13 protein-coding genes are annotated in these 21,104 nt (G+C 67.6%); all 13 read left to right on the forward strand.

Annotation, left to right across the window (positions count from 1 at the left end):
• The first annotated feature begins 127 nt into the window (after positions 1-127).
• The 13 genes from ACFXNW_RS05770 to ACFXNW_RS05830 all read left to right on the forward strand — a co-directional run bounded on the left by ACFXNW_RS05770 (position 128) and on the right by ACFXNW_RS05830 (position 21,045).
• Positions 128-2,278: a GNAT family N-acetyltransferase gene (locus tag ACFXNW_RS05770; protein ID WP_379416136.1), complete on the forward strand. Its 2,151-nt coding sequence runs from the start codon at positions 128-130 to the stop codon at positions 2,276-2,278.
• 12 nt (positions 2,279-2,290) lie between these two features.
• Positions 2,291-4,108, forward strand: a complete 1,818-nt coding sequence (locus ACFXNW_RS05775; protein ID WP_379416138.1) for an IucA/IucC family protein — start codon at positions 2,291-2,293, stop codon at positions 4,106-4,108.
• Positions 4,105-6,459, forward strand: coding sequence for a penicillin acylase family protein (locus ACFXNW_RS05780; RefSeq protein WP_379416139.1), 2,355 nt, complete (start codon positions 4,105-4,107; stop codon positions 6,457-6,459). Before ACFXNW_RS05775 ends, ACFXNW_RS05780 begins: the two co-directional genes overlap by 4 nt.
• A 106-nt stretch (positions 6,460-6,565) precedes the next feature.
• A complete protein-coding gene (locus ACFXNW_RS05785; RefSeq protein WP_379416140.1) occupies positions 6,566-8,110 on the forward strand; it encodes a pyridoxal phosphate-dependent decarboxylase family protein in 1,545 nt (514 codons plus the stop codon).
• Entirely contained in the window at positions 8,103-9,416 is a 1,314-nt protein-coding gene (locus ACFXNW_RS05790) for a lysine N(6)-hydroxylase/L-ornithine N(5)-oxygenase family protein (protein ID WP_379416141.1), read from the forward strand. The genes ACFXNW_RS05785 and ACFXNW_RS05790 overlap by 8 nt, the downstream gene beginning before the upstream one ends.
• 124 nt (positions 9,417-9,540) lie before the next feature.
• Positions 9,541-9,792: an acyl carrier protein gene (locus tag ACFXNW_RS05795; protein WP_379416142.1), complete on the forward strand. Its 252-nt coding sequence runs from the start codon at positions 9,541-9,543 to the stop codon at positions 9,790-9,792.
• A 52-nt stretch (positions 9,793-9,844) separates the two neighbouring features.
• A complete protein-coding gene (locus ACFXNW_RS05800) occupies positions 9,845-10,327 on the forward strand; it encodes a hypothetical protein (protein ID WP_379416143.1) in 483 nt (160 codons plus the stop codon).
• A gap of 60 nt (positions 10,328-10,387) precedes the next feature.
• A complete protein-coding gene (locus tag ACFXNW_RS05805; protein WP_379416145.1) occupies positions 10,388-11,851 on the forward strand; it encodes a condensation domain-containing protein in 1,464 nt (487 codons plus the stop codon).
• Positions 11,852-11,956: 105 nt separating this feature from the next.
• Positions 11,957-15,445, forward strand: coding sequence for an amino acid adenylation domain-containing protein (locus ACFXNW_RS05810; RefSeq protein WP_379416147.1), 3,489 nt, complete (start codon positions 11,957-11,959; stop codon positions 15,443-15,445).
• A 19-nt stretch (positions 15,446-15,464) separates the two neighbouring features.
• The gene (locus ACFXNW_RS05815; RefSeq protein ID WP_379416148.1) at positions 15,465-16,874 is read left to right on the forward strand and encodes a condensation domain-containing protein; all 1,410 of its coding nucleotides are present in this window, start codon (positions 15,465-15,467) and stop codon (positions 16,872-16,874) included.
• Positions 16,867-18,018 (forward strand): acyl-CoA dehydrogenase family protein, encoded by a 1,152-nt coding sequence (locus tag ACFXNW_RS05820; protein ID WP_379416150.1) that lies wholly within the window; start codon positions 16,867-16,869, stop codon positions 18,016-18,018. The genes ACFXNW_RS05815 and ACFXNW_RS05820 overlap by 8 nt, the downstream gene beginning before the upstream one ends.
• Entirely contained in the window at positions 18,015-19,295 is a 1,281-nt protein-coding gene (locus ACFXNW_RS05825) for a wax ester/triacylglycerol synthase domain-containing protein (RefSeq protein WP_379416151.1), read from the forward strand. Before ACFXNW_RS05820 ends, ACFXNW_RS05825 begins: the two co-directional genes overlap by 4 nt.
• A 109-nt stretch (positions 19,296-19,404) precedes the next feature.
• A complete protein-coding gene (locus ACFXNW_RS05830; protein WP_379416153.1) occupies positions 19,405-21,045 on the forward strand; it encodes a long-chain-fatty-acid--CoA ligase in 1,641 nt (546 codons plus the stop codon).
• The last annotated feature ends 59 nt before the right edge of the window (positions 21,046-21,104 follow it).

The following is a 21,104-nucleotide window of genomic DNA, read 5'->3' on the forward strand; positions in this document are numbered from 1 at the left end:
GTTTGTCACAGTCGCAGCATGCTTGTCGTGCGGACACCTTTGGCTATGCTCTGTTGGCGAGTTAGTGCACCCTAATTTTTTAGGGTGCGCTAACCGGCGGAGTTCTTGATCTGCGGAAGGCGTTCTGATGGTGGTTGCTCGTCCAGAGCTGGGTACGGAGATCGATCTCCAAGCGGAGATCGGTTCGGTGCTCGGGATCCCATCCGACGAGGTCGATACCGGCGCCAACCTCATCGAGCAGGGTCTCGACTCGGTCCGCATGATGCGGCTGGTGGGCCGGTGGCGCAGTCTCGGCTATGACGCCGATTTGGCGCGTTTGGCGGCCGATCCGACGATCGATGCCTGGGCTGCCCTACTCGGCGAGTGCCGATCGGTCGACAGCGATTCCACCACTTTTGATTTCGATGATGCGGATCTTGCCGCCGCTTTCCCGCTCGCGACTACGCAGCACGCGTACTGGACCGGACGTTCACGCGATGACGCGCTCGGCGGCGGCGCCGCACATCTCTACGTCGAGTTCGACGGCCCCGCGCTGGATCCGGAGTGTTTCCGTGCGGCGGTGGCGGCGTTGCTCGAGCGCCATCCGATGCTTCGCGTCCGGCCGCTGCAGGACGGCACCCAGGTCATCGGGGCCGCGCCCGCGGACATGGTCGGCGTACACGACCTCCGGCAGAATTCGCCGACGTCGGTTGCCGACACCCTGGAACAACGGCGGCAGCAGGGTGCACAACGCAGCCTGCCGACCGGCGAAGCCGCCGTACTGCACGCGGACCTGACCCTGCTGCCCGAAGGGCGCGGACGGGTCCATCTGGCCGTGGACATGATCGCGGCCGACGCCATGAGTTATCGCGTGCTGGTGGATGATCTGGCGCGTCTGTATCTGGGTGAGGATCTCCCGGAACTCGGCGCGACCTTTCCGGCCCTTTCGGCGCGGCGCCGTGCGCGGGAAACGGATGTGGCCTGGTGGAAGGCGCGGATCGCCGATCTGCCCGGCCCGCCCGAACTTCCGGCGAACGCTGCCGGTGCCGATGCGGCGCCCGCGACGTTGCGCCTGCACCACCTGATCGACGCCGCGGGCAGGCAGCGGCTGGAGGAAGGCGCTCGTCAGCGTGGAGTGACACCCGCGGCAGCGATGGCAGCGGCGTTCGCCGAGGCCGTCGGCGCGTTCTCGGCCAGCAGGCGATTCCATCTGACGGTGCCGCTGCACGACCGGGACGCGGTGCACTCCGGCGTGGACGAGGTGGTCGGCGCATTCACTTCGACCATCGTCGTGGACGTGGACCTCGCCGAGGAACAGCCCCTGGCCGAGCGGGCAAGCGGTATGCGGACCGCGATGCACGAGGCGGCGGGACGGGGTATTGCCGGTGGCCTCGATGTCCTGCGCGAACTCGGCGAGCCGGTGCTGTCGCCGGTGGTGTTCACCAGTGCACTCGGACTCGGCGAACTGTTCTCGCCGGTGGTGGCCGAGGTGCTCGGCGAGCCGTCCTGGATCGTCTCGCAGGGTCCGCAGATGCTGCTGGACGCCAAGGTCGTCGAGGTGCCGGGCGGACTGCTGGTGAACTGGGGTGTACGTACTCCCGACCTGGCGCCGAAGACCGCACGGTCGATGTTCGACTACTACGTGCGCCTGCTCGATCTGCTGATCGAAGGGCAGTGGGACAGTCCCGCACCCGGCCCCGAGACCGTGAGCGCGCCGGTGTACCACTTCGAATCCCGGCCGATGGACATCGAGCGTGATGCCGTCGTCGCCCACGGTTGGCTCAACCATCCGAAGTCGGCGTACTGGGGCATGCTCGACAGCAGCGTGGCCGATGTGCGGGAACTGATCCGGGAGGCAGGCGCCGATCCCGATCCGCGCTTCGGTATGCGCATCGGCTATTTCGAAGGCGAACCGCAGTTCCTGTTCGAGCTGTACAACCCCGCGACGAGCGATCTGGCCAAGCCCGGCACCGGGTACGAGCACGATCCGGGCGATGTAGGTATGCACCTGCTGGTCGCGAGCACCGATCGCAGGCTTCCGGCGTTCACCGGGAACGTGATGCTGCACATCATGCGGACCGCGTTCTTCGAACTCGGTGCGCAGCGTGTCGTGGTCGAGCCGGATGTGCGCAACCTGGACGTGCAGGCGCTCAATGCCGCCGTCGGATTCGTGGTCGCCGGTGATTATCCGGTGGCGGACAAGGTGGCCCGGCTCAGCTACTGCACTCGGGCGAGTTTCATTCGCGTGACGGACAACGGGCGGTCTCTCGCAGCCGTCGATCAGCGTTCCAATCTCTGAGAAGGCAGCGTTTTGAGTAGTACCGAGGCTTCGGCCGACCATCGTTCGTTCTGGCAGACCTACAACGTCAGAATCGCGAAGAAGATCCTGTCCGAGTTCTGTCATGAGCGTTTCGTCAATCCGGTCGAACTGTCGCCGGGTCTGTACGTGGTCTATTCCGACGACGGCCGCACCGAGTACCGGTTCCGCGCCGAGGTCCTGTCCCTGGATAGTTGGAGCATCGACGAATCGTCGCTGCGGCGGGTACGCGACGGCGCCGAACTGCGGCTCGACTCGATCGACCTGATCATCGATCTCAGTGATTCCCTCGGCATTTCCCAGGAAGTACTGCCGGAATATCTCGAGGAATTCACCAATACGCTCGCCATCAGCACGAATCGCCCTGATGGGCGGCGCATCACGGCGGCGGAACTGGCGGAAGCCGATTTCCAGACGATCGAGCGGACGATGACCGAGGGGCACCCCTGCATCGTCGCCAACGCGGGCCGGCTCGGCTTCAGCGCCGACGATGTGGAGCGCTACGCACCCGAATCGGGCGGGCGATTCCCGCTGACCTGGGTGGCTGTACTGCGGGACAACACCGATTTCGCCGCGGTGGCCGGCCTCGACTACGACAGCCTGGTGCGCGAGGAGCTCGGCGCGCAGACGCTCACGCGTTTCGACGCCGTGCTCATCGCCCGAGGCCTCGACCCGGCGGCGTACTACTACCTGCCGGTGCACCCGTGGCAGTGGGTGCAGAAGATCGCGCGCATCTACGCGGTCGACATCGCCGAGCAGAAGATCGTGAAGGTCGGCGACGCGCCGGATCTGTACCAGCCGCAGCAGTCCATCCGGACGCTGTTCAATGTGTCGAATCCGGCCCGCCACTACGTGAAGATGGCGCTGTCGATCGTCAATATGGGCTTCACCCGTGGTATGTCCGCGGATTACATGCGCACCACGCCGCTGATCAACGACTGGGTCCGCGCCCAGGTGAACGGCGATCCGTACCTGAAGTCGCTCGGCTTCGAGATGCTGTACGAGGTGGCGGCGATCGGCTATCGGAGCACCACCTACAACGCCCTCACCGAGCCGGGTTCGGAGTACCGCAAGCTGCTGTCGGCGCTGTGGCGGGAGAGCCCGGTTCCGCTGGTGGACGACAACGAGCAGCTCACCACCATGGCCGCGCTGCTGCATATCGACCATCACGGGGAACCGCTGGTCGAGGCGATCATCCGGCGTTCGGGTCTACCCGCCGAGGAATGGCTCGCCAGATACCTGCGCTGCTATCTCCAGCCGATCATGTATCTGCTGTACAAGTACGAGTTCAAGTTCTCCCCACACGGCGAGAACTTGATTCTGGTGCTCGACGGCGGTGTGCCGGTACGCGGCATCCTCAAAGACATCGGCGAAGAGGTCTCCATTTTCGCGGCGCCGGAAGGTATTCCGGACACCTGCCGTCGCGCGGTGACCGAGGAAGCCGACGAGATCCGCAATATGGGTGTGCTCTCGGACGTATTCGACGATTACCTGCGCCATCTCGCGCTGATCCTGCATTCGCGCGGGCTGGTCGCGGATCAGGAATTCTGGGCGACTGTCGCGCGCGGGGTCATCGAGTTCCAGCAGCAGCATCCCGATATGGCGGAAAAGTTCTGCAGATGGGATCTGTTCGCACCGACGTTCAAGGCGATCCACATGAATCGTCTTCAGCTGTCGAACAACCGGCGCATGGTGAATCTCGGTGATTCGTATTCGACCCTGGTCGACGCCGACCACGAACTGGTGAACCCGATTGCGGGCCATCGGCCGTCGGCCGATTCGGCGCGCGCCGAGGAGGTGGCGGTCTCGTGACGACCGGCAACGCCGTGACGGCGGACCTGGAGATCATCCGGGACGCTCAGGGCATCCCGCATATCATCGCGGATTCGGCCGAGGGCGCGCTCTTCGGTCAGGGGTATGCGTGCGGCGTCGACCGCGCCTGGCAGCTCGAGTTCATCCGCCTGCGGGCCGAGGGCCGCAGTGCGGAGGTCTTCGGCGCCGACGGCGTCGGCTGGGACGAATTCGCCCGTCGCGCCCAGCTCGACCGGGCCGCCCGCCGGATCTACGAGGCGTCCTCGCCGCGTTCGCAGCGGTTGATCCGCGCCTACGTCGATGGCGTCAACGCCACGGTCGACACCGCCGACGCCATCGAGCTGACCGAACTGGGTCATCGGCCCACCCCGTGGCAGCCCTGGACTCCGATCTCGGCTTTCCTGTTGCACCACATCCTGTTCGGACGCTTCACCACGAAGCTGTGGCGCCTGCATGCGGTCCGCGCGCTCGGCGCCGACGCGTTGACGCTGTTCGACTGCGAGGGAGTGGACGCCACCTCGGAGACCGTGCCCGATTACCCCGACGAGGCATTCCTCACCGACCTGCTCGCGCGGTTCGCCGAGGATGCGCCGGGGACCGAGGCGCCGCGCGAATCGTTCGGTGAACCGCTGTCCGGAAGCAACGCCTGGGGTGTGGCCGCGACACGCACCGCGACCGGCGCGCCGCTGATCGCAGGCGATCCGCATCGCTTCCTGGAACTGCCAGGCGTCTACCAGCAGTTCCACCTGGCCTGCCCGGAGTTCGACGTCGTCGGATTCTCCTTCGCCGGTGTTCCCGGCGTCCCGCACTTCTGCCACTCCGGCACGGTGGCGTGGGGGATCACCAATGCCATGGCCGACTATCAGGACCTCTACCTGGAGCGGCTCAGCAGATCGGGCGCGCAGGTGCTCGCCGAATCGGCCGACGGTGTGCGCCCGGCCGATATCCGGCACGAGCAGATCCTGGTGCGTGACGGCGATCCGGTCGACCTCGAGATCATCAGCACCGGCAACGGCCCGGTGCTGTTCGGCGGCCCGGAGCAGTCCTTCGCGCTGACCCTGCGCAGCCCCATGCTGAACGACTCCGAGGTCACCTTCGACGCCGCGCTGGATGTGTTGTTCGCCAAGAACGTCGGCGATGTCGAGCAGGCCATGCGGGAGTGGGTGGAGCCGGTCAACCGGATCGTCATCGCCGACACCAGCGGGCGGGTGGCCCACCATGTGGTGGGCAAGATTCCGGTGCGCGCGCACGAGAACTACTGGCTGCCCGTCCCCGGCTGGGACGCGCGGTTTCAGTGGCGCGGTTACGTCACGCCCTCGGTGACCGATGACGGCTTCGACGCGGGCGTCTCCGACTATTCGGTGATCGCCAACCAGCGCATCGCGGATTCGCTTCCGCTGCAACCGGTCACCACCGAATGCGCGGCCTCGGCCCGCGGGGCGCGGATCGGCGAACTGCTCGCCGCCGATCCGGCCGTTTCCGTGGACGGCTGCGAACGCATCCACGGCGATGTCGCCAACGAACACGCCGACGTCATCCGAGGCCTGCTACCGGCGCTGACCGAACTGAGCCCGGCCGGTGACGACGTCCGCAGCAGGCTGCTCGCCTGGGACGGCGCCATGCGGGCCGACAGCACCGACGCCTACGTGTTCGCCGAAGTGCGCACCCGCCTGGTGCGCGCCATCGCCCGACATGAGGCCCTCGGCGGACTGTCGGTGCCACACCTGTTCTCGCCGGTGCTCAACCCGTGGTTCGTGGTGGAGACGCGGCTCGCGGCGGCACTGGATTCGGTGTTGCACCGGGCGCCCGGTGTCGGCGTGGATATCGACCGGCTGCTCGCCGAATCCGTCGAAGCAGTCGCCACGCATCTGGCCGAGCTGGAAACCGTTCCGACCTGGGGCAGCGTGCACGTGCTGCACCCGCTGCACGGTATGGATCTGGCCGGGATGTCGCCGAAGCACCCCGAGATGTCGGCGCGTGTGCGGCCGAGCAGACTGCCGCTGGGCGGTGATTCCGAATGCGTTTTCGCCAATGCGAGCGCCGTCGGGTTCTCCCATGCGTGCAGTCTGGGATCGGCCGCCCGATACGTCTGGGATCTGGCCGACCGCGACGCCGGCCGCTGGATCGTGCCGCTGGGCGTCAGCGGTGATCCGCGCTCGCCGAACTTCGAGGATCAGGCGCCGCAGTGGGCGCGCGGGGAACTCATTCCCATCCTCAGCGACTGGGCGAGCCTGCGCGCATCCGCCCCCCGGCGTGAGGTCTTCGACCGGGCCGCGACCTCCGAGATCGGTTCCGAGACCGCGGCCTACACGCTCGCGCGAACGGCGGTGGTGCCGCTACGGCCGGGGTAGCCACGGCGAGGTGATCGTGCGGTCGCCGCGAGCATGCTCGCGCGCGCAGACCATCTCGGCCGAAACAAGTTCGTTCTCGCAGTCATTCAACGTAGTGGGGCTTTCCGTGTCACATGAATCCACTTCCCCTTGGGGAAGGTCATCCAAGTTCGCCGATCCGGGCGAGGGTTGGACCGCCGCAGGTGGCGGTCTCGCACAGCTGGCCGCGGCGGTCGAGGACAGCCGCCACCACCGGTCCCCGCTGCCCTCCGGTGATCCCGCCGAGGTGCTCGACATCGTCGCGCAAGCGTTGGGGCCCGAGCGCATTCCGGACAGCGGGGTGGGCGAATCGGCCGCGTTGACGCAGCTGGCCGATCTGATCGCCGCCTACGGCCTCGACCTGACCCACAAGCTGTGCGCCGCGCATCTACAGCCGCCGCCGCTGACCGTCGCGGTGGTCGCCGATGCACTGGCCAGCGCCACCAATGCCTCACTGGACACCTACGACTCCGGCCCGGCCACGCTGGCCATCGAGAAGTGGACGGTCAGCGCACTGGCCGCGCTGGCCGGACTGCCCGACACCGCCGGTGGTGTCTTCGGCCCCGGTGGGTCCTACTCGAACCTGTTGGCGCTGCTGATCGCCCGTGACTACGGCGCGGCACAGCTCGGCATCGATATCCGCCAGAACGGTGTGAGCGCGCTGCCACGGCCGGTGGTGCTGTGCTCGCGGGTGGCGCATTTCTCGATCCACCGGGCCTGCGCCACGCTGGGTCTCGGTGAGGCGGCGACGATTCCGGTGCCGGTCGACTCCGAGCACCGGATGATCCCGGAAGCCCTCGATCAGCTGCTGACCGAACTCGCCGAGAGCCACACTCCGGTCGCGGTCGTGGCCACCGCGGGCACCACCGATTTCGGTTCGGTCGATCCGCTGCCCGAGATCGCCGAGATCACGGCCCGGCACAACGTGTGGTTCCATGTCGACGCGGCCTACGGTTTCGGTTCGCTGTTCTCCGACAAGCTGTCCGGTCTGTTGACCGGCATCGAACGCGCCGACTCGGTCACGCTGGACCTGCACAAGGTCGGCTGGCAGCCTGCCGCCGCCAGCGTGCTGCTGCTGGCCGATCAGGAGCGTTTCGCCTCGCTGAATCGTTCGGTCGCCTACCTCAACCCCGATGACGACGTGGAAGCCGGTTTCGGCGGTCTGCTCGGCCAGACTCTCCAGACCACCCGTCGCCCGGATGTGCTCAAGGTGGCCGCGACCTTCCTGGCCTACGGTCGCGACGGCCTCGGCGAGATGCTCGACACCTGCCATGAGCTGGCGCGCTTCGCCGAGCGCCGGATCGGTACCGAACTCCAGCTCGAGCTGGTGGCGCCGGTGACTCTGACCACGGTGGTGTTCCGCTACCGCTGCGAGGATCTGGATCTGGACCAGGTGAACGGTGAACTGCGGCGTCGCCTGATCAGCTCGGGCAAGGCGCTGATCGGGCGCACCCAGGTACGGGTGCACGGCGAAGGCGAGCCGCGCACCTGCCTGAAACTCACGCTGCTCAACCCCGAGTCGACCGAGCAGGACATCGATTCGCTGTTCGACGAACTGCTGCGCATGGGCCTGGAAGTGGAGTCGGAAGGTTTGCGCAGTGATCGCGATGAGATGGTGAATGTTCATGAGTGACATCCAGAAGGTCGACATCCTGGCGATCGGATGCGGTCCGTTCAATATCGGGCTCGCGGCCTTGGCTTCGACCGTCGACGACGTCGAGGTGCTGGTTGTCGACTCGGTCGAGGAGTTCCGCTGGCATCCCGGCCTCATGTTCGAGGAGGCCAAGCTCCAGGTCAGCTTCCTGTCCGATCTGGTCACCCTGGTCGATCCGACGCATCCGATGTCGTTTCTGGCGTACCTGGCCGACGTCGACCGGCTGTACCCGTTCCTGGTGCGCGAGGACTTCTTCCCGACCCGGCGCGAGTACGAGGCGTACCTGCTGTGGGCGGTCGGCAAGCTCTCGTCGCTGCGGTTCTCCACGACCGTGGAGGCGGTGCGCTGGGACGAGCAGGCACAGCACTTCGAAGTGTCGGTGACCAGCCACGGCAACGCCTCGGTGATCCACGCCGGCCATGTGGTGGTCGGGGTCGGCACCGAACCGGCCATCCCGCGCGAACTCTCGACCACCTCGTCCGCGCTGGTGCACAGCTCGCAGTACCTGTTCCATCAGGATGCCGCGCACAAGGCCGATTCGGTCACCGTGATCGGCTCCGGCCAATCCGGCGCCGAGATCGTGATCGATCTGCTCGAAGCGAACCTGCGCGGCGGACCTTCGGTGCAGTGGTGGACCCGCACCCCGTGGTTCGCGCCGCTCGACTTCACCAAGCTGTCGCTGGAAATGACCACCCCGGCTTATATGGATTACTTCCACAGCCTGCCGGAGGAGACCCGCGACCAGGTGCGCGCCGGCCACTGGCAATTCCACAAGGGCATCTCCAGCGAAACTCTGGCCCGTCTGCACGATCTGCTCTACCGGCGCAGGCTGCTGGAGAAGCTGCCGCCGGTGCAGCTGCGCAACGGTGTCGCGGTCGAGGGCCTCGATACGCTGGCCGACGGCCGGTTGCGTATCCGCGGCCGGCATCTGGATACCGGATCAGCGCTGGCACACACCGCCGACCTCGTCATCGCGGCCACCGGGTACCGGGAACGGGAGACCGATTTCCTCGCCCCGATCGCCGACCGGCTACGGCGCGATTCGCGCGACCGCCTCGTCATCGAGTCGAACCACGCCATCGCCGCCGATGCGGCACTGTCCGGGCGGATCTTCGTGGCCAATGCCGAGGCGCATGCCGTCGGTGTCTCGGCGCCCAACCTGGACATCGGCGCGGTCCGCAACGCGAAGATCCTGAACTCCGTGCTCGGCCGCGAGGTGTACCGACTGCAACGCGATACCGCGTTCACCAGCTTCGGCGTGACCGACGAGGAGGTGTTCGAATAGGACACCCACCGGCGCCCGGGTCCACTGGACTACGCGCCCACACCCGCTGACCACGCACCCGGGCGGTGCGCTTCCGGGGCCAAGCCTCGGCAGAAGTAATCGTTTCGTCTCTGAGGAGTACCCGATGTCCGATCACATCCGCGACACGCTGAACAGCATTCTGGAAGAAGATCTCGACCTGCCGCTCGCCGACGTCAGCCGGTCCTCGCTGCTTGTCGAGGATCTCGGCATCGACTCGGTGGCCTTCGCCATCGGCGTCGTCGCCATCGAGGAGCGGCTCGGCGTGCAGCTGACCGAGCGGGAGATGTCGGAGGCCGCCTCGGTGGGCGATCTGGAAGACCTCATTCGCTCGAAGGCCGAAAGCGTTGCGCCGTAGTCGCTGCTGTCGATCCCAAGTTTCTGTTTCACCCTGCTCAATGAAGGTTCTCATGACAAAACTCATCAAGGTCGCTGTCGTCTCGGTGCTCGCCGCTCTGCTCGGCTTCGGCCTGGCCCACCCGGCCGCCGCGGATGTCTCGATTCGCGACGCCACCGCCGCCGACCTCTACATCCGCGACGAGGTCCCCTCGCTGGCGCAGCTGGAGCGGTTGTACGCGGCGTTCTACAACCCGAACGTCTCCATCGATCAGAAGGTCGAGGTCAGCTACGGCGGCGACAAGGTCCGCCCGGTCGTCGAGCAGGCCATGTCGTTCAGTCAGGCCTACGATTTCTTCACCATCCAGGGCCGCGCGGTCGGTCCGGTGCAGATCGACGGCAACCGGCTCACCGTCCGCGGTGAGGGGCTCATCGCCGGCTTCCCGGCAACCTCGGCGACCTACTACCTGGTGCGCGACGGCGGCCTGTGGAAGTTCGACTGGAAGGCGTTCTGCCAGAACGTCGCCTGCGCGGGCGACCCGCAGTTCGACTACTGATTCGGCACGGCGGGGGTGATCCCCTCGCCGCAGAGCCGTCCCACCATGGCTAGGAGAAGCATGAACGTACTGACCGACGCGCAAATGGAACTCATGCGACGGCGGCTCGCCGACGCAGGCATCGCGGGCGATCAGGGCGCGACCGCCGCCGCTCCCGCGCGGCCCGAGCCATCGGACGGCGGCCTCGGCATCGCCGAGCGGCGGATGTGGAAGATCTACGAGCTGGACCCGGAGTCCATCTCGCACAACTACGGCGTCCTGCTGGAATTCGACGACTCCTACACCCTGGACGAGGTCGTCGCCTCCTACGTTCGGCTGGTCGACGCCTCCGAGGTGCTCAGTTCGGTCATCGCCGTCGGTGACGACGGCGTGGCGCGGCGCGAGCCCAAGCACTGGGACGGCCGTTGGGTCGTGCCGGGTCAGGTCTGGGAATGGGGCTCGATGCCCGAATCCGAGGAGCCCACCGAGGGGCGTTCACCCGAGCAGATCGTGCGGGCCGCCGCCACGGCGCTGTCGACCGCGTCGTTCCGTTTGCGGCAGGACCCGCCGATTCGCGCCCGCGCTTACGCGGGCGCACACGGCGGCGTCTCCATGGTGCTGGTACTGCACCATCTGGCCGGTGACGAGACCGCGCTGCCCCCGATTCTCAGTGAGCTGGTCGTGCGCGCGGGTTCGGCCACGGCAACTCCGTCCACGCCGCAGGCCCCGGCGCGTCCGGTTGCCGCACTGGAGCGAGCGGTGCGGCACGCGGTACAGACCTGGGCGGCCGAGGGCATTCGCTATCCGCTGTCCGGTGAGCTGCCCCAGACCACGCCGGAGCAGAGCTGGTTGTCAGTGATGGGGGAGGGGCCCGGCGCCTACCTCACCCGCCCCATCGGCCAGGCCGATGTCACGGCGCTCGCCGGTGTCGCCCGCGAGGTCGGCGCGACGCCCAATGCGGTGTTCATCGTCGTATCCGCGCTCAGTATCGCCGCGCTGACCGGCGCCGACGACTACGTGCTGCTGGTGCCCGCCGATAACCGGCAGCCGGGCGAGGCTGCCGACAAGGTGGGCTACTGCGGCAACGTGGTGCCCATGCGCTTCACCTTCGATCCGGCCGCGAGCACGAAGGACGCACTGCGCGAGGCGGTCTCGACGGTTTACGGGTCGATGGAATTCTCCTCCGTCGACTACGGCCCGATTCTCACCGCGCTGCGCGGTGACGGCAGACGCTTCCCGGTGGCCGAGGTGATGGCGCTGGTGAAGAACACCCCGCTGCGCGGTGTCCCGGTTCCGGGTGGCGCGCGCGTGACCTGCGAGACCGTCTTCAAGGGCGTCGTGCACTATCCGCTGGCGTTGGCCTTCGAGATCGGCGAGGACGAGCAGGTGCGCCTCGAGGTCGAGTACCGCACCGACATCCTCGACCAGACCTACGCAGAGCGTGCGGCGACGGTGGTCGCCGAACTCGTTGCGCGCGTGCCGGATGCGCTGGACCTGCCGCTGTCGGACCTGTTCGGCGCGCTCCGTGCGGCGGCGGACGCGTAGCAGCGGTGTCCATAGGGGCACACCCGGGTCATTTCGGGTGCGAGATTTCATGATGTTAAGCTAGGCAAGGCTAGCCTAACTAACAGGTTTGATCTGAGGAGTCACGTGTTTTCGAAAGACCAGCTACGTGCTGATGTCGCGGACCTGCTGGGTGTTCCCGGTGAGTCCATTGGCGACAGTGACGATCTGGTCCGCCTGGGCCTGCACTCCATGCTGCTGATGAAACTGTCCGGCAGGTGGCGTCGCCAGGGTTACCGGGTGCAGAGTTCACAACTGGCGCTGGAACCGACGATCGAGGCGTGGGCCGGGTTGCTGTCCGGCGGTGAGCCCGCCGCAGCGCCCGTCGCCCCGGCCGAATCCGCACCGGCTCCGGCCGAATCCGCACCGGCCGCCGAGGGTGCCGAGGGCGACGAATTCGCGTTGGCCACCATGCAGCACGCCTATTGGGTCGGGCGTCAGTCCGGGCAGGCCCTCGGCGGTGTCGCGGCGCACCTGTACGTCGAGTTCGACGGTGCGGGCGCCGATCCCGACCGCCTGGAACGCGCTGTCGTGCAGGTGGTCTCGCGACACGACCAGCTCCGGGCCGCCTTCGGTGAGGCCGGTGGGCAGCGCATCCTGGCGCAGCCGCCGCGGTCGGTATACCGCGTGGTTGATTTGCGTGCGGCCACCGACGCCGACGCCGAACTCGAGCGCATGCGCGACCGGATGAGCCACCAGCTCCTCGACGTTGCCACGGGCCGGGTGGTCGAGTTCGTGCTGACCCTGCTGCCCGGCGACAAGCATCGCCTGCACCTGGACGTCGACATGCTCGCCGCCGACGCCATGAGCTACCGGCGCATCCTCGACGATCTCGCCGCCGCCTACGAATCCGATGGCGCCCTGCCGCCGGTCGGCTACAGCTTCCGGCAGTACCTGGCCGAGCGCGGCGACCGCATTCCCGCCGATGAGCACGAGGCCGCCCGGCAGTGGTGGACCGATAAGCTGCCGAGCCTGCCGGAGACCGCCGAACTGCCGACGATCCCGGAAGCCAGGCGCACCGACCCCTCGCGCAGCGTGCGCTTCCACCACCGGCTCGAGCCCGAGGGCAAGACCCGGCTGTACGCACTGGCCCACGGCCACGGCCTCACCCCCGCGGTGACGTTGGCCTCGGTGTTCTCCGAGGTGATCGCGCGCTGGTCGGCGCGGCAGCGGTTCCTGCTGAACCTGCCGCTGTTCAACCGTGAGCCGGTGCACAACGAGATCGACCAGGTGGTCGGCGATTTCACCAACTCGGTACTGGTCGATGTCGACGCCCGCGCGAGCGAATCGCTGGTGGAGCGCACCCGCCGTTTGCAGCACGAACTGCACAGCTGCGCCGCCAACGCCACCTACGAGGGTCTCGACGTGCTGCGCGATCTGGGCAAACTGCGCGGTTCGGCGGTCACCCCTTCGGTGGTGTTCACCTCCGGCCTCGGTCTCGGTGAGTTGTTCTCCGAGCGCGTGACCCGCCTGTTCGGCAGCCCGGTGTGGATTCTGTCGCAGGGCCCGCAGGTCGATCTGGACGCCCAGGTCGCCGAGGTCGACGGCGGACTGCTGGTGAACTGGGACACCCGCCGCGACGCCCTGCCCGACGGCGTCATGGAGTCGATGTTCGCCGAGTTCCGCGCATTGCTCGACAGCCTGCTCGCCCCGGGCGCCGACTGGAACGCCCCGCTGTCCATCGCCCTGCCCGCCGCGCAGCTCGCCGCGCGCGAAGCCGCCGAGACCACCTCGGCGTCGATCGCACCGCGCAGCCTGCATGCGGAGTTCTTCGAACAGGCTGCCAAGCGCCCCGAGCGCGTCGCCGTCGTGACCTCGCAGGGCGAGGAACTGACCTATGGCACGGTCGCCGAGCAGGCGCTGTCGCTGGCGAAGGCGCTGACCACCGCAGGTGTGCATCCCGGCGATACCGTCGCGGTCATCGTGCCGAAGGGCCATCAGCAGGTGATCTCTGTGCTCGGCGTGCTCGCCGCGGGCGCGGTGTACCTGCCGGTCGGCACCGATCAGCCGGTCGCGCGTCGTGATCGCATCCTCGCGCGCGGCCTGGTGCGCGCCGTGATCACCGGTGCGACGGTCGAGGTGCCCGAAGGTATCGAGCGGATCGTCTTCGACGAGTCCGTCGCCGGCCCACGCGCCGAACAGGCCGTCGTGCCCGATCCCGACGCGCTCGCCTATGTGCTGTTCACCTCCGGGTCCACCGGCGAACCCAAGGGTGTGGAGGTCAGCCACCGCGCGGCCGCCAACACCCTCGATGCGATCGCCGAGGAATTCGGATTGAACGCCGACGACCGCACTATCGGTCTCTCGGCGCTGGAGTTCGATCTTTCGGTGTTCGATATGTTCAGCCCGCTCGCGCTCGGCGGTGCGATCGTCTGCATCGACGCCGACAAGGTGCGCGACGCCGCCGCCTGGGCGGAACTCGTCGCGGCGCACCGGGTTTCGGTGCTCAACTGCGCGCCCGGCCTGATCGGCATGCTGCTCGATTCCGCGACCGCCGAACAGCTGCGCACCCTGCGCGTGGTGATCACAGGCGGCGACCGCGTGGATGCCGGTGTGGCGGCCCGGATGCGGGCGCAGGTCCCCGGGCTGCGCTTCGCCGGTCTCGGCGGCACCACCGAGACCGCGATCCACTCCACCGTGTACGAGGTCACCGACGAATTCCCCGCCGAATGGACCGCAGTGCCGTATGGCCGCCCGATGTCGGGCGTGCACTGCCGAGTGGTGAACGATCGCGGCGAGGACGCCCCCGACTGGGTCACCGGTGAGCTGTGGATCGGTGGCGTCAGCGTGGCCGACGGCTACCGCGGCGATCCAGAGCGCACCGCCGACCGGTTCGTCACCGCGAACGGTATCCGCTGGTACCGCACCGGTGATCTGGCGCGCTACCTGCCCGGCGGCACCATCGACTTCCTCGGGCGCGCCGATCATCAGGTGAAGATCCGCGGTTACCGCGTCGAACTCGGTGAGGTCGAGGCCGCGGCCAAGACCCTGCCCGAGGTCGGCGAGGCGGTGGCGGCGGTCGTCTCCGGACGGCTGAGCCTGGCCGTGGTCGGCGCGGAGTCCGGGCAGGTGGTCGACACCGTCGCGGTTGCCGCCGCCCTGGCCGATCTGCTGCCGGAGTACATGGTTCCCGACGTCCTGCACTTCCTGGCACAGGTGCCGCTCACCAGCAACGGCAAGATCGACCGAGCGGCCATCCGTGCGGTGCTCGAACGCGAGACCGAGGGTCTGGCCGAGGCCGAGTATGTGGCGCCGGAGACCGCGCTGGAGGCGGCGGTCGCCTATATCGCCGCGCAGGTGCTCGAGATCGAGCGGATCGGCGTGACCACCGACTTCTTCGACGCGGGCGCCAACTCGATCCTCGCCACCACCTTCGTAGCGAATGTGCGCGGGCTGCTCGCCGTCGACGGTGTCGGGGTCACCGATGTGTTCGGCGCGAAGACGGTCCGCGGCTTCGCGGCCCGGCTCGTCGAACGCGAACAGGTCCCGGGCCAGCTCACCCAGGTGGCGCGAATCCTGTTGGAGGTCGCCGGAATTTCCGACCCGTCGGCCGATCTGGCCGCGGCGCGAGCCTGATCGGCGAGGGACGATCGACGTGGCGTCATTAGAGGACCTTCAGGCCGCGATGCGGGCCAGGCTCAGCGATGCGGGCATCGCGACCGCGCCAGGCGTTGCGCCCCGGCGCGATCCGGGCCGGGCGCCGCTGTCGTTCGCCCAGCGCAGCGTATGGGCGTACCAGCAGGACACGCCCGACAGCACGGCCCACAATCTCTGTCTCGCCTTCACTTTCACCGGCGAGGTGGACGGGCCCGCGCTGCATCGCGCGTTCCTCGCGCTTGTTCGCAGGCACGAAGTGCTGCGCACCACCTACCACGCGGACTCGGATGGCACGCCGTACCAGCGCATTCACGAGGATCTACCGCCGCGTACGCAATCGCTGGATCTACGTGGGGAGCCGGACGCGGACGGGCGGCTGCGCGCGGTGATGGCCGCCGCCGGCACCGAGCCGTTCGATCTCGCGGCCGAATCCTCACTGCGGCTGACCTTCGTCGAGCTGCCTGCCGACGATTCGGGGCGGCCGAAGACGGCCGTGGTGATGGCGTTGCAGCACATCGCCTGGGATGGCATGACGCTGCCCGTTCTCTCGCGGGACCTGGAACGCGCCTATGTGCGCGCGAAGGAGCGTCCGGGTTCGGAAACCGATGTCACGCCGCTGTCGTTGCAGATCGCCGATTTCGCCGAGTGGGAACAGAAGCGTTTCTCCGAGACCGATCACGCCGACGATATCCGTTTCTGGGAGCGGCAATTCGGCGGACTCGAACCACTGGGGCTGCCGTATGACCGGCAGCCCGATACCGTCTCCGAACGCGGCGGGCGCTGCGATCACACGCTGAGCGTGGCGGCCGACAAGAATCTGCGCGCGCTGAGCACGACCCTGCGCACTCCGGCCTTCTCGGTGTTCCTCGCCGCGTACTATCTGACGCTGCACCGGATCACCGGTCAGCGCGATATCGTCATCGGCACCGCGGTCGCCAATCGCGAGGAATCCGGCATGGAATCGCTGATCGGCAATCTCAGCAATTCCATCGCATTGCGCATCGGCGCCGACGACGTTTCTTTCGCCGATCTGGTCGCGCAGGTTCGCGCGGTCACCGACGCCGCGTTCGGTCACCGGAGCTTCCCCCACGACCACATCGCCGAGGCAGCGCGACGGGTCGGCGGGCAGACGAGGCCATACGAATCGCTGGTGCTTTTCCTGGAGCAGAAGATCGACGGCCCACAGCTTCCCGGCTGCACCACCACCTGGGAACTCGCGGAGAAGGGGTACGCCCTGCTCCCACTGATCGTGGAAGCGTTCCTACACGCCGACCACACCGATGTGCAGATCGCCTATCAGGTCGATCTTTTCGACGAGCAGACCGTTGTGCGCATTCATGAGGAACTCGACCTGGTCCTCGCGAACGCGGCCGCGGACCGGCAGGACAAAGGGCTCACCAGTGACTGACAATTCCTATGATGACGTGCTCGCCAAGGCCTTCGACGACCGTGTGGTCGCCTGGACCGAGCAGGCCGAGCTGGACAAGAGGTTCCCGCGCCAACTGCTCGAGCACCTCGGTGCCGCAGGGGTGTTCGCGCGCAAATGGGAGGATCGCAAGCTCACCGAGCTCGAGCACCACTTCGCGCTGGCCCGTCAGCTCGGCACGCTCGGCTCCGCGGCCATCGGCGTCGGGGTGAGCCTGCACGATTCGGCCATCGCCATCCTGCGCCGCTTCGGCCGCAACGACTTCCTGCGCAACCTCGCCGAGGAAGCCATCGCGGTGGAGAAGGTGCTGTGCATCGGCGCGTCCGAGGAGTCGGGCGGCTCGGATCTGCAGAACGCCCAGACCATGATCGAACCCGAGGGCGACGGCTACCGGGTGGTTGGCCACAAGAAGTTCGTCTCGCTTTCCCCGATCGCGGATTACATTCTCGTCGTCTGTCGCGATGCGACCAGCGGATCGGCCGGGGAGTCGGGCAGTGTCGCGCTCGCGGCGGTGCCCACCTCGCAGGTGCAGGTCGGCACACCGTACGAGAAGCTGGGCGCAGGCCCGCTGGACACCGCCCCGGTGACCATCGACACCTGGATCCCGCAGGAGGCGCTCATCGCCCGCCCCGCGACCGGTCTCGCCGTCATCAGCTGGGGCCTGGCCCACGAGCGCTACTCGGTGGCCGGACAGATCGCCGCGGCCTGCGAGGTGATGCTCGGCCTCACCCTGGCCCGAATGTACGACCGCACCCAGTTCGGTAAGCGGCTCTACGACCATCAGGCGCTGCGGCTGCGGATCGCGGATCTGCAAGCGCGCGTCGACCTGCTGCGCTATGCCCTCGATGGTGTCGCGGCCGAAGGCAAGATCAATCTGCGCACGGCCGCCTCGCTGAAGGCAACCTCGGCCAAACTCGGCGAGGAAGTGGCCTCGGAGTGCCTGCACATCTTCGGCGGCATCGGCTATCTGCAAGTCGGCCTGCCATTCGAACGCTGGTACCGCGATATGAAGCTGGCCCGTGTCGGCGGCGGCGCCGACGAGGTGCTGCTGGAGCTGGTCGCCGCGGCCATGAAACCCGATAACGAACGCTATGAGCAGATGCTCGCGAAGGTGGAACAGGCATGAGTACCGAGACCACGTCCGCCGTCACCGAGCTGACGCCGTCGGATCACACCTACCTGCATCTGGACACCGACAGCCATCCGATGCACTGGTCGATGCTGTTGGAGCTGGCGACCGGCGGCCCGCAACTGGCAGTCGCGGATGTGCGCGAGCGGGTGCGTGAGCGCAGCGAGCTGTTCGAGCTGTTCCGCATGGGCATCCTGAACGGCCGGTGGCGCAAACCGCAGGTCGTGCTGGCCGAAAAGGTCGACGTGGACCGGCATCTCACCGCCGCCGACTACGCCGACGAAGCCGATCTGCGCAAGCAGGTGGCGACCCTGCTGGAGACGCCGCTGCCCCGGCCACAGCCGATGTGGCACATCACCATGTTCACCCCGCGCGGTGAGGGCCCCCAGTTCTTCCTGCTGCGCGTGCACCACGCCGTATCCGACGGTATCGCCGGTGCGGCCTTCGCCGCGCTGCTTGCCGACGGCACACCGGAAGAACTCACCGAATTCGAGCGATTCGCGACCAGTCCGCGTTTCCGCACCCCGGCCGTCGACGCCGAGGTGCTGAAAGAGTCCAAGGCTGCCTTCAACGAGCAGTGGGCCGCGGGCCGTAAGGGCCGCGGTTGGCCGAAGCTCACCAAGTCCGGCGAACGCGAGTACGCCCTGTACAGCGCGTCCACCCGCGACCTGCGCCGCGCCGCCAAGAAGAACGGCGCGACCGTGCACGAGTTCCTGCTCGCCGCGATCGGCCGCACCGTGAGCATCGCGCCGCCCGCTGCTGCGACACCGGCCGAGGTCATCCGGGTGACGCTGCCCGTCACCAACGACCCGGCCTTCCGCCACACCGGTAACGCGGTGCTTGTCTCCCCGCTCAACCTCCTCGGCAACGAGGCCGATCTGGCGCGCCAGATCGAGCGGACCCGGTCGCAGCTGGCCACCATCGAGAAGCGTCGTCCCGAACTGGCCACCGCAGCCCCCGCCACCGCTCCCGGCCTCCCGTGGGCGATGCAGCGGATGATCGCGGGTGCGGGCATGGCGCATATGAGCCCGGATATCCATATCGGAATCAACCCCGGTTTCTCTCGGATTCGCGCCGTGCTCGGGCAGCAGATCGCGGCACTGACCCCGCTGTCGCCGCTGGCCGGCTATTCGCTGTCGGTGACCGCCCTGATCCTCGGCAACAAGACCTCCTTCGGCATCGTCATCGACCCCGCCGCACTGCCGGCGGGATACGCCGACACGTTCGTCGAGCAATTCGACCGCGTGCTCAACGAAGCGGCGATATCGGAATGATCCGGCCGTACGCCGACGTCGGCGGACACGAATTGCCGGAACCGAATCCAGTTCGACGCCGTGGTGCGCTGCGTGCGCAACCGCAGTGCGGGAAAAGAATGGAACACCAATGAGCAGAATTACCGAGTTGCTTTTCGAGCAGCCCGCCTCCGAGGTCAACGGCCTGTGGAGCGGTATCGAGTCGTCGGATCTGACGTTTCGATCCTGGGACCAGGTGCGGTCGGTGGCCCGCCGGGTTGCCGGCGGTCTGGCCGAAGCCGGTGTGGTGCCGGGCGACTCGGTCGCCATCCTTGCGGGCACGCCGGGCGATGTCGCCGTGACCGTGCAGGCCATCTGGATGCGCGGCGGGGCCTTCACGATGCTGCATCAACCCACCCCGCGCACCAACCTCGAGACGTGGGTTGCCGATACCCGCGCGGTGATCGAGATGCTGAACGCCCGCGTCGTCGTGGTCGGCGCGCCGTTCACCGAGGCGGTGCAGGGTCTCGATATCGGCGTCCCCTTCGTGTCGATCGACGAGCTGGCCGCTCGCTCCGAGGAACTGCCGCATGTGCCCACCGATGAGGAGGACATCGCGATCCTCCAGCTGACCTCCGGTACGACGGGTGTACCGAAGGCGGTCGCGATCTCCTACGCGAACATGCATCAGAACCAGGTGGCGATGACCGCGGCGGCCGGGGTCGAATCCGGCGACGTGATCGTGAGCTGGCTGCCGCTGTACCACGATATGGGCATGATCGGCATGCTGATGACACCGATGTTCGCGCAAGCCACATCGGTCATCATCACCCCGCTCGGTTTTCTCAAGAACCCGCTGTCCTGGGCCGAACTCATCACCCGCTTCGGTGGAACCCTCACCGCGGCCCCCAATTTCGCCTACTCGCTGCTCGCCCGCCGGTTGCGCCGCGCCGAGGACGGCGCATACGACCTGTCGTCGATGCGCGTCGCGGTCAACGGCGCGGAGGCCGTCGATGAGAGCACACTCGTGGAGTTCGTCGGCGAGACCGCACGTTTCGGCTTCCGTCCGGAAGCACTGATGCCGTCCTACGGCATGGCCGAGACCACGCTCGCGGTGTCGTTCACCGCCGCCGCCGAGCGGTACACCGTGGACGTCATCGACGCGGAGCGGGTCGAGGCCGACGGGGTCGTGCAGCGCGAGGATGTCACGCGCTCCCGCACCATGATGCGGCTCGGTGTGCCGGTCCCCGGGATCGAACTGAAGGTTGTCGACGACAACGGCGAGACGCTGCCCGCCGATCACGTCGGCAATATCCTGGTGCGCGGTGAGGCCGTGACCAAGCGCTACCTCGGCCCCGACGGCTACGTCTCGGCCAACGATGCCGACGGGTGGCTGTCCACCGGCGATCTCGGCTACGTCGTCGCAGCCACCGGTGAGGTCGTAGTGTCCGGCCGCAAGAAGGACGTCATCATCGTCGCGGGCCGCAACATCTCCCCGACCGTGGTCGAGCGGGCGGCGGGCGTCGTCCCCGGTGTGCGGCCCGGCAGCATCGCGGCTGTCGCCGTCCGGCTGTCGCATATGGCGAGGGAAGGCATAGCCGTCATCGTCGAATCCGATGTGGCGGCCGACGCCGATGAGAGCGAGCGCATCCGCAAAGAGGTGGCCCGCGCCGTCTACGACGATGTGGGTATCGCGCCCGCGGTGGTCACGGTCGTGCACAAAGGCGCGCTGCCCAAGACCCCGTCCGGCAAGCTGCGCCGTGCCTCGGCGGCAAGCCTTATCCCCGCCTGACGCAGATCCACACGCGCACCACCCGCGGCGACTCTTCGGCCACACGGAGAGTCGCTGCG

Origin of the sequence: Nocardia sp. NPDC059180 (genome assembly GCF_042754945.1) — a bacterium.
Classification (GTDB): domain Bacteria; phylum Actinomycetota; class Actinomycetes; order Mycobacteriales; family Mycobacteriaceae; genus Nocardia.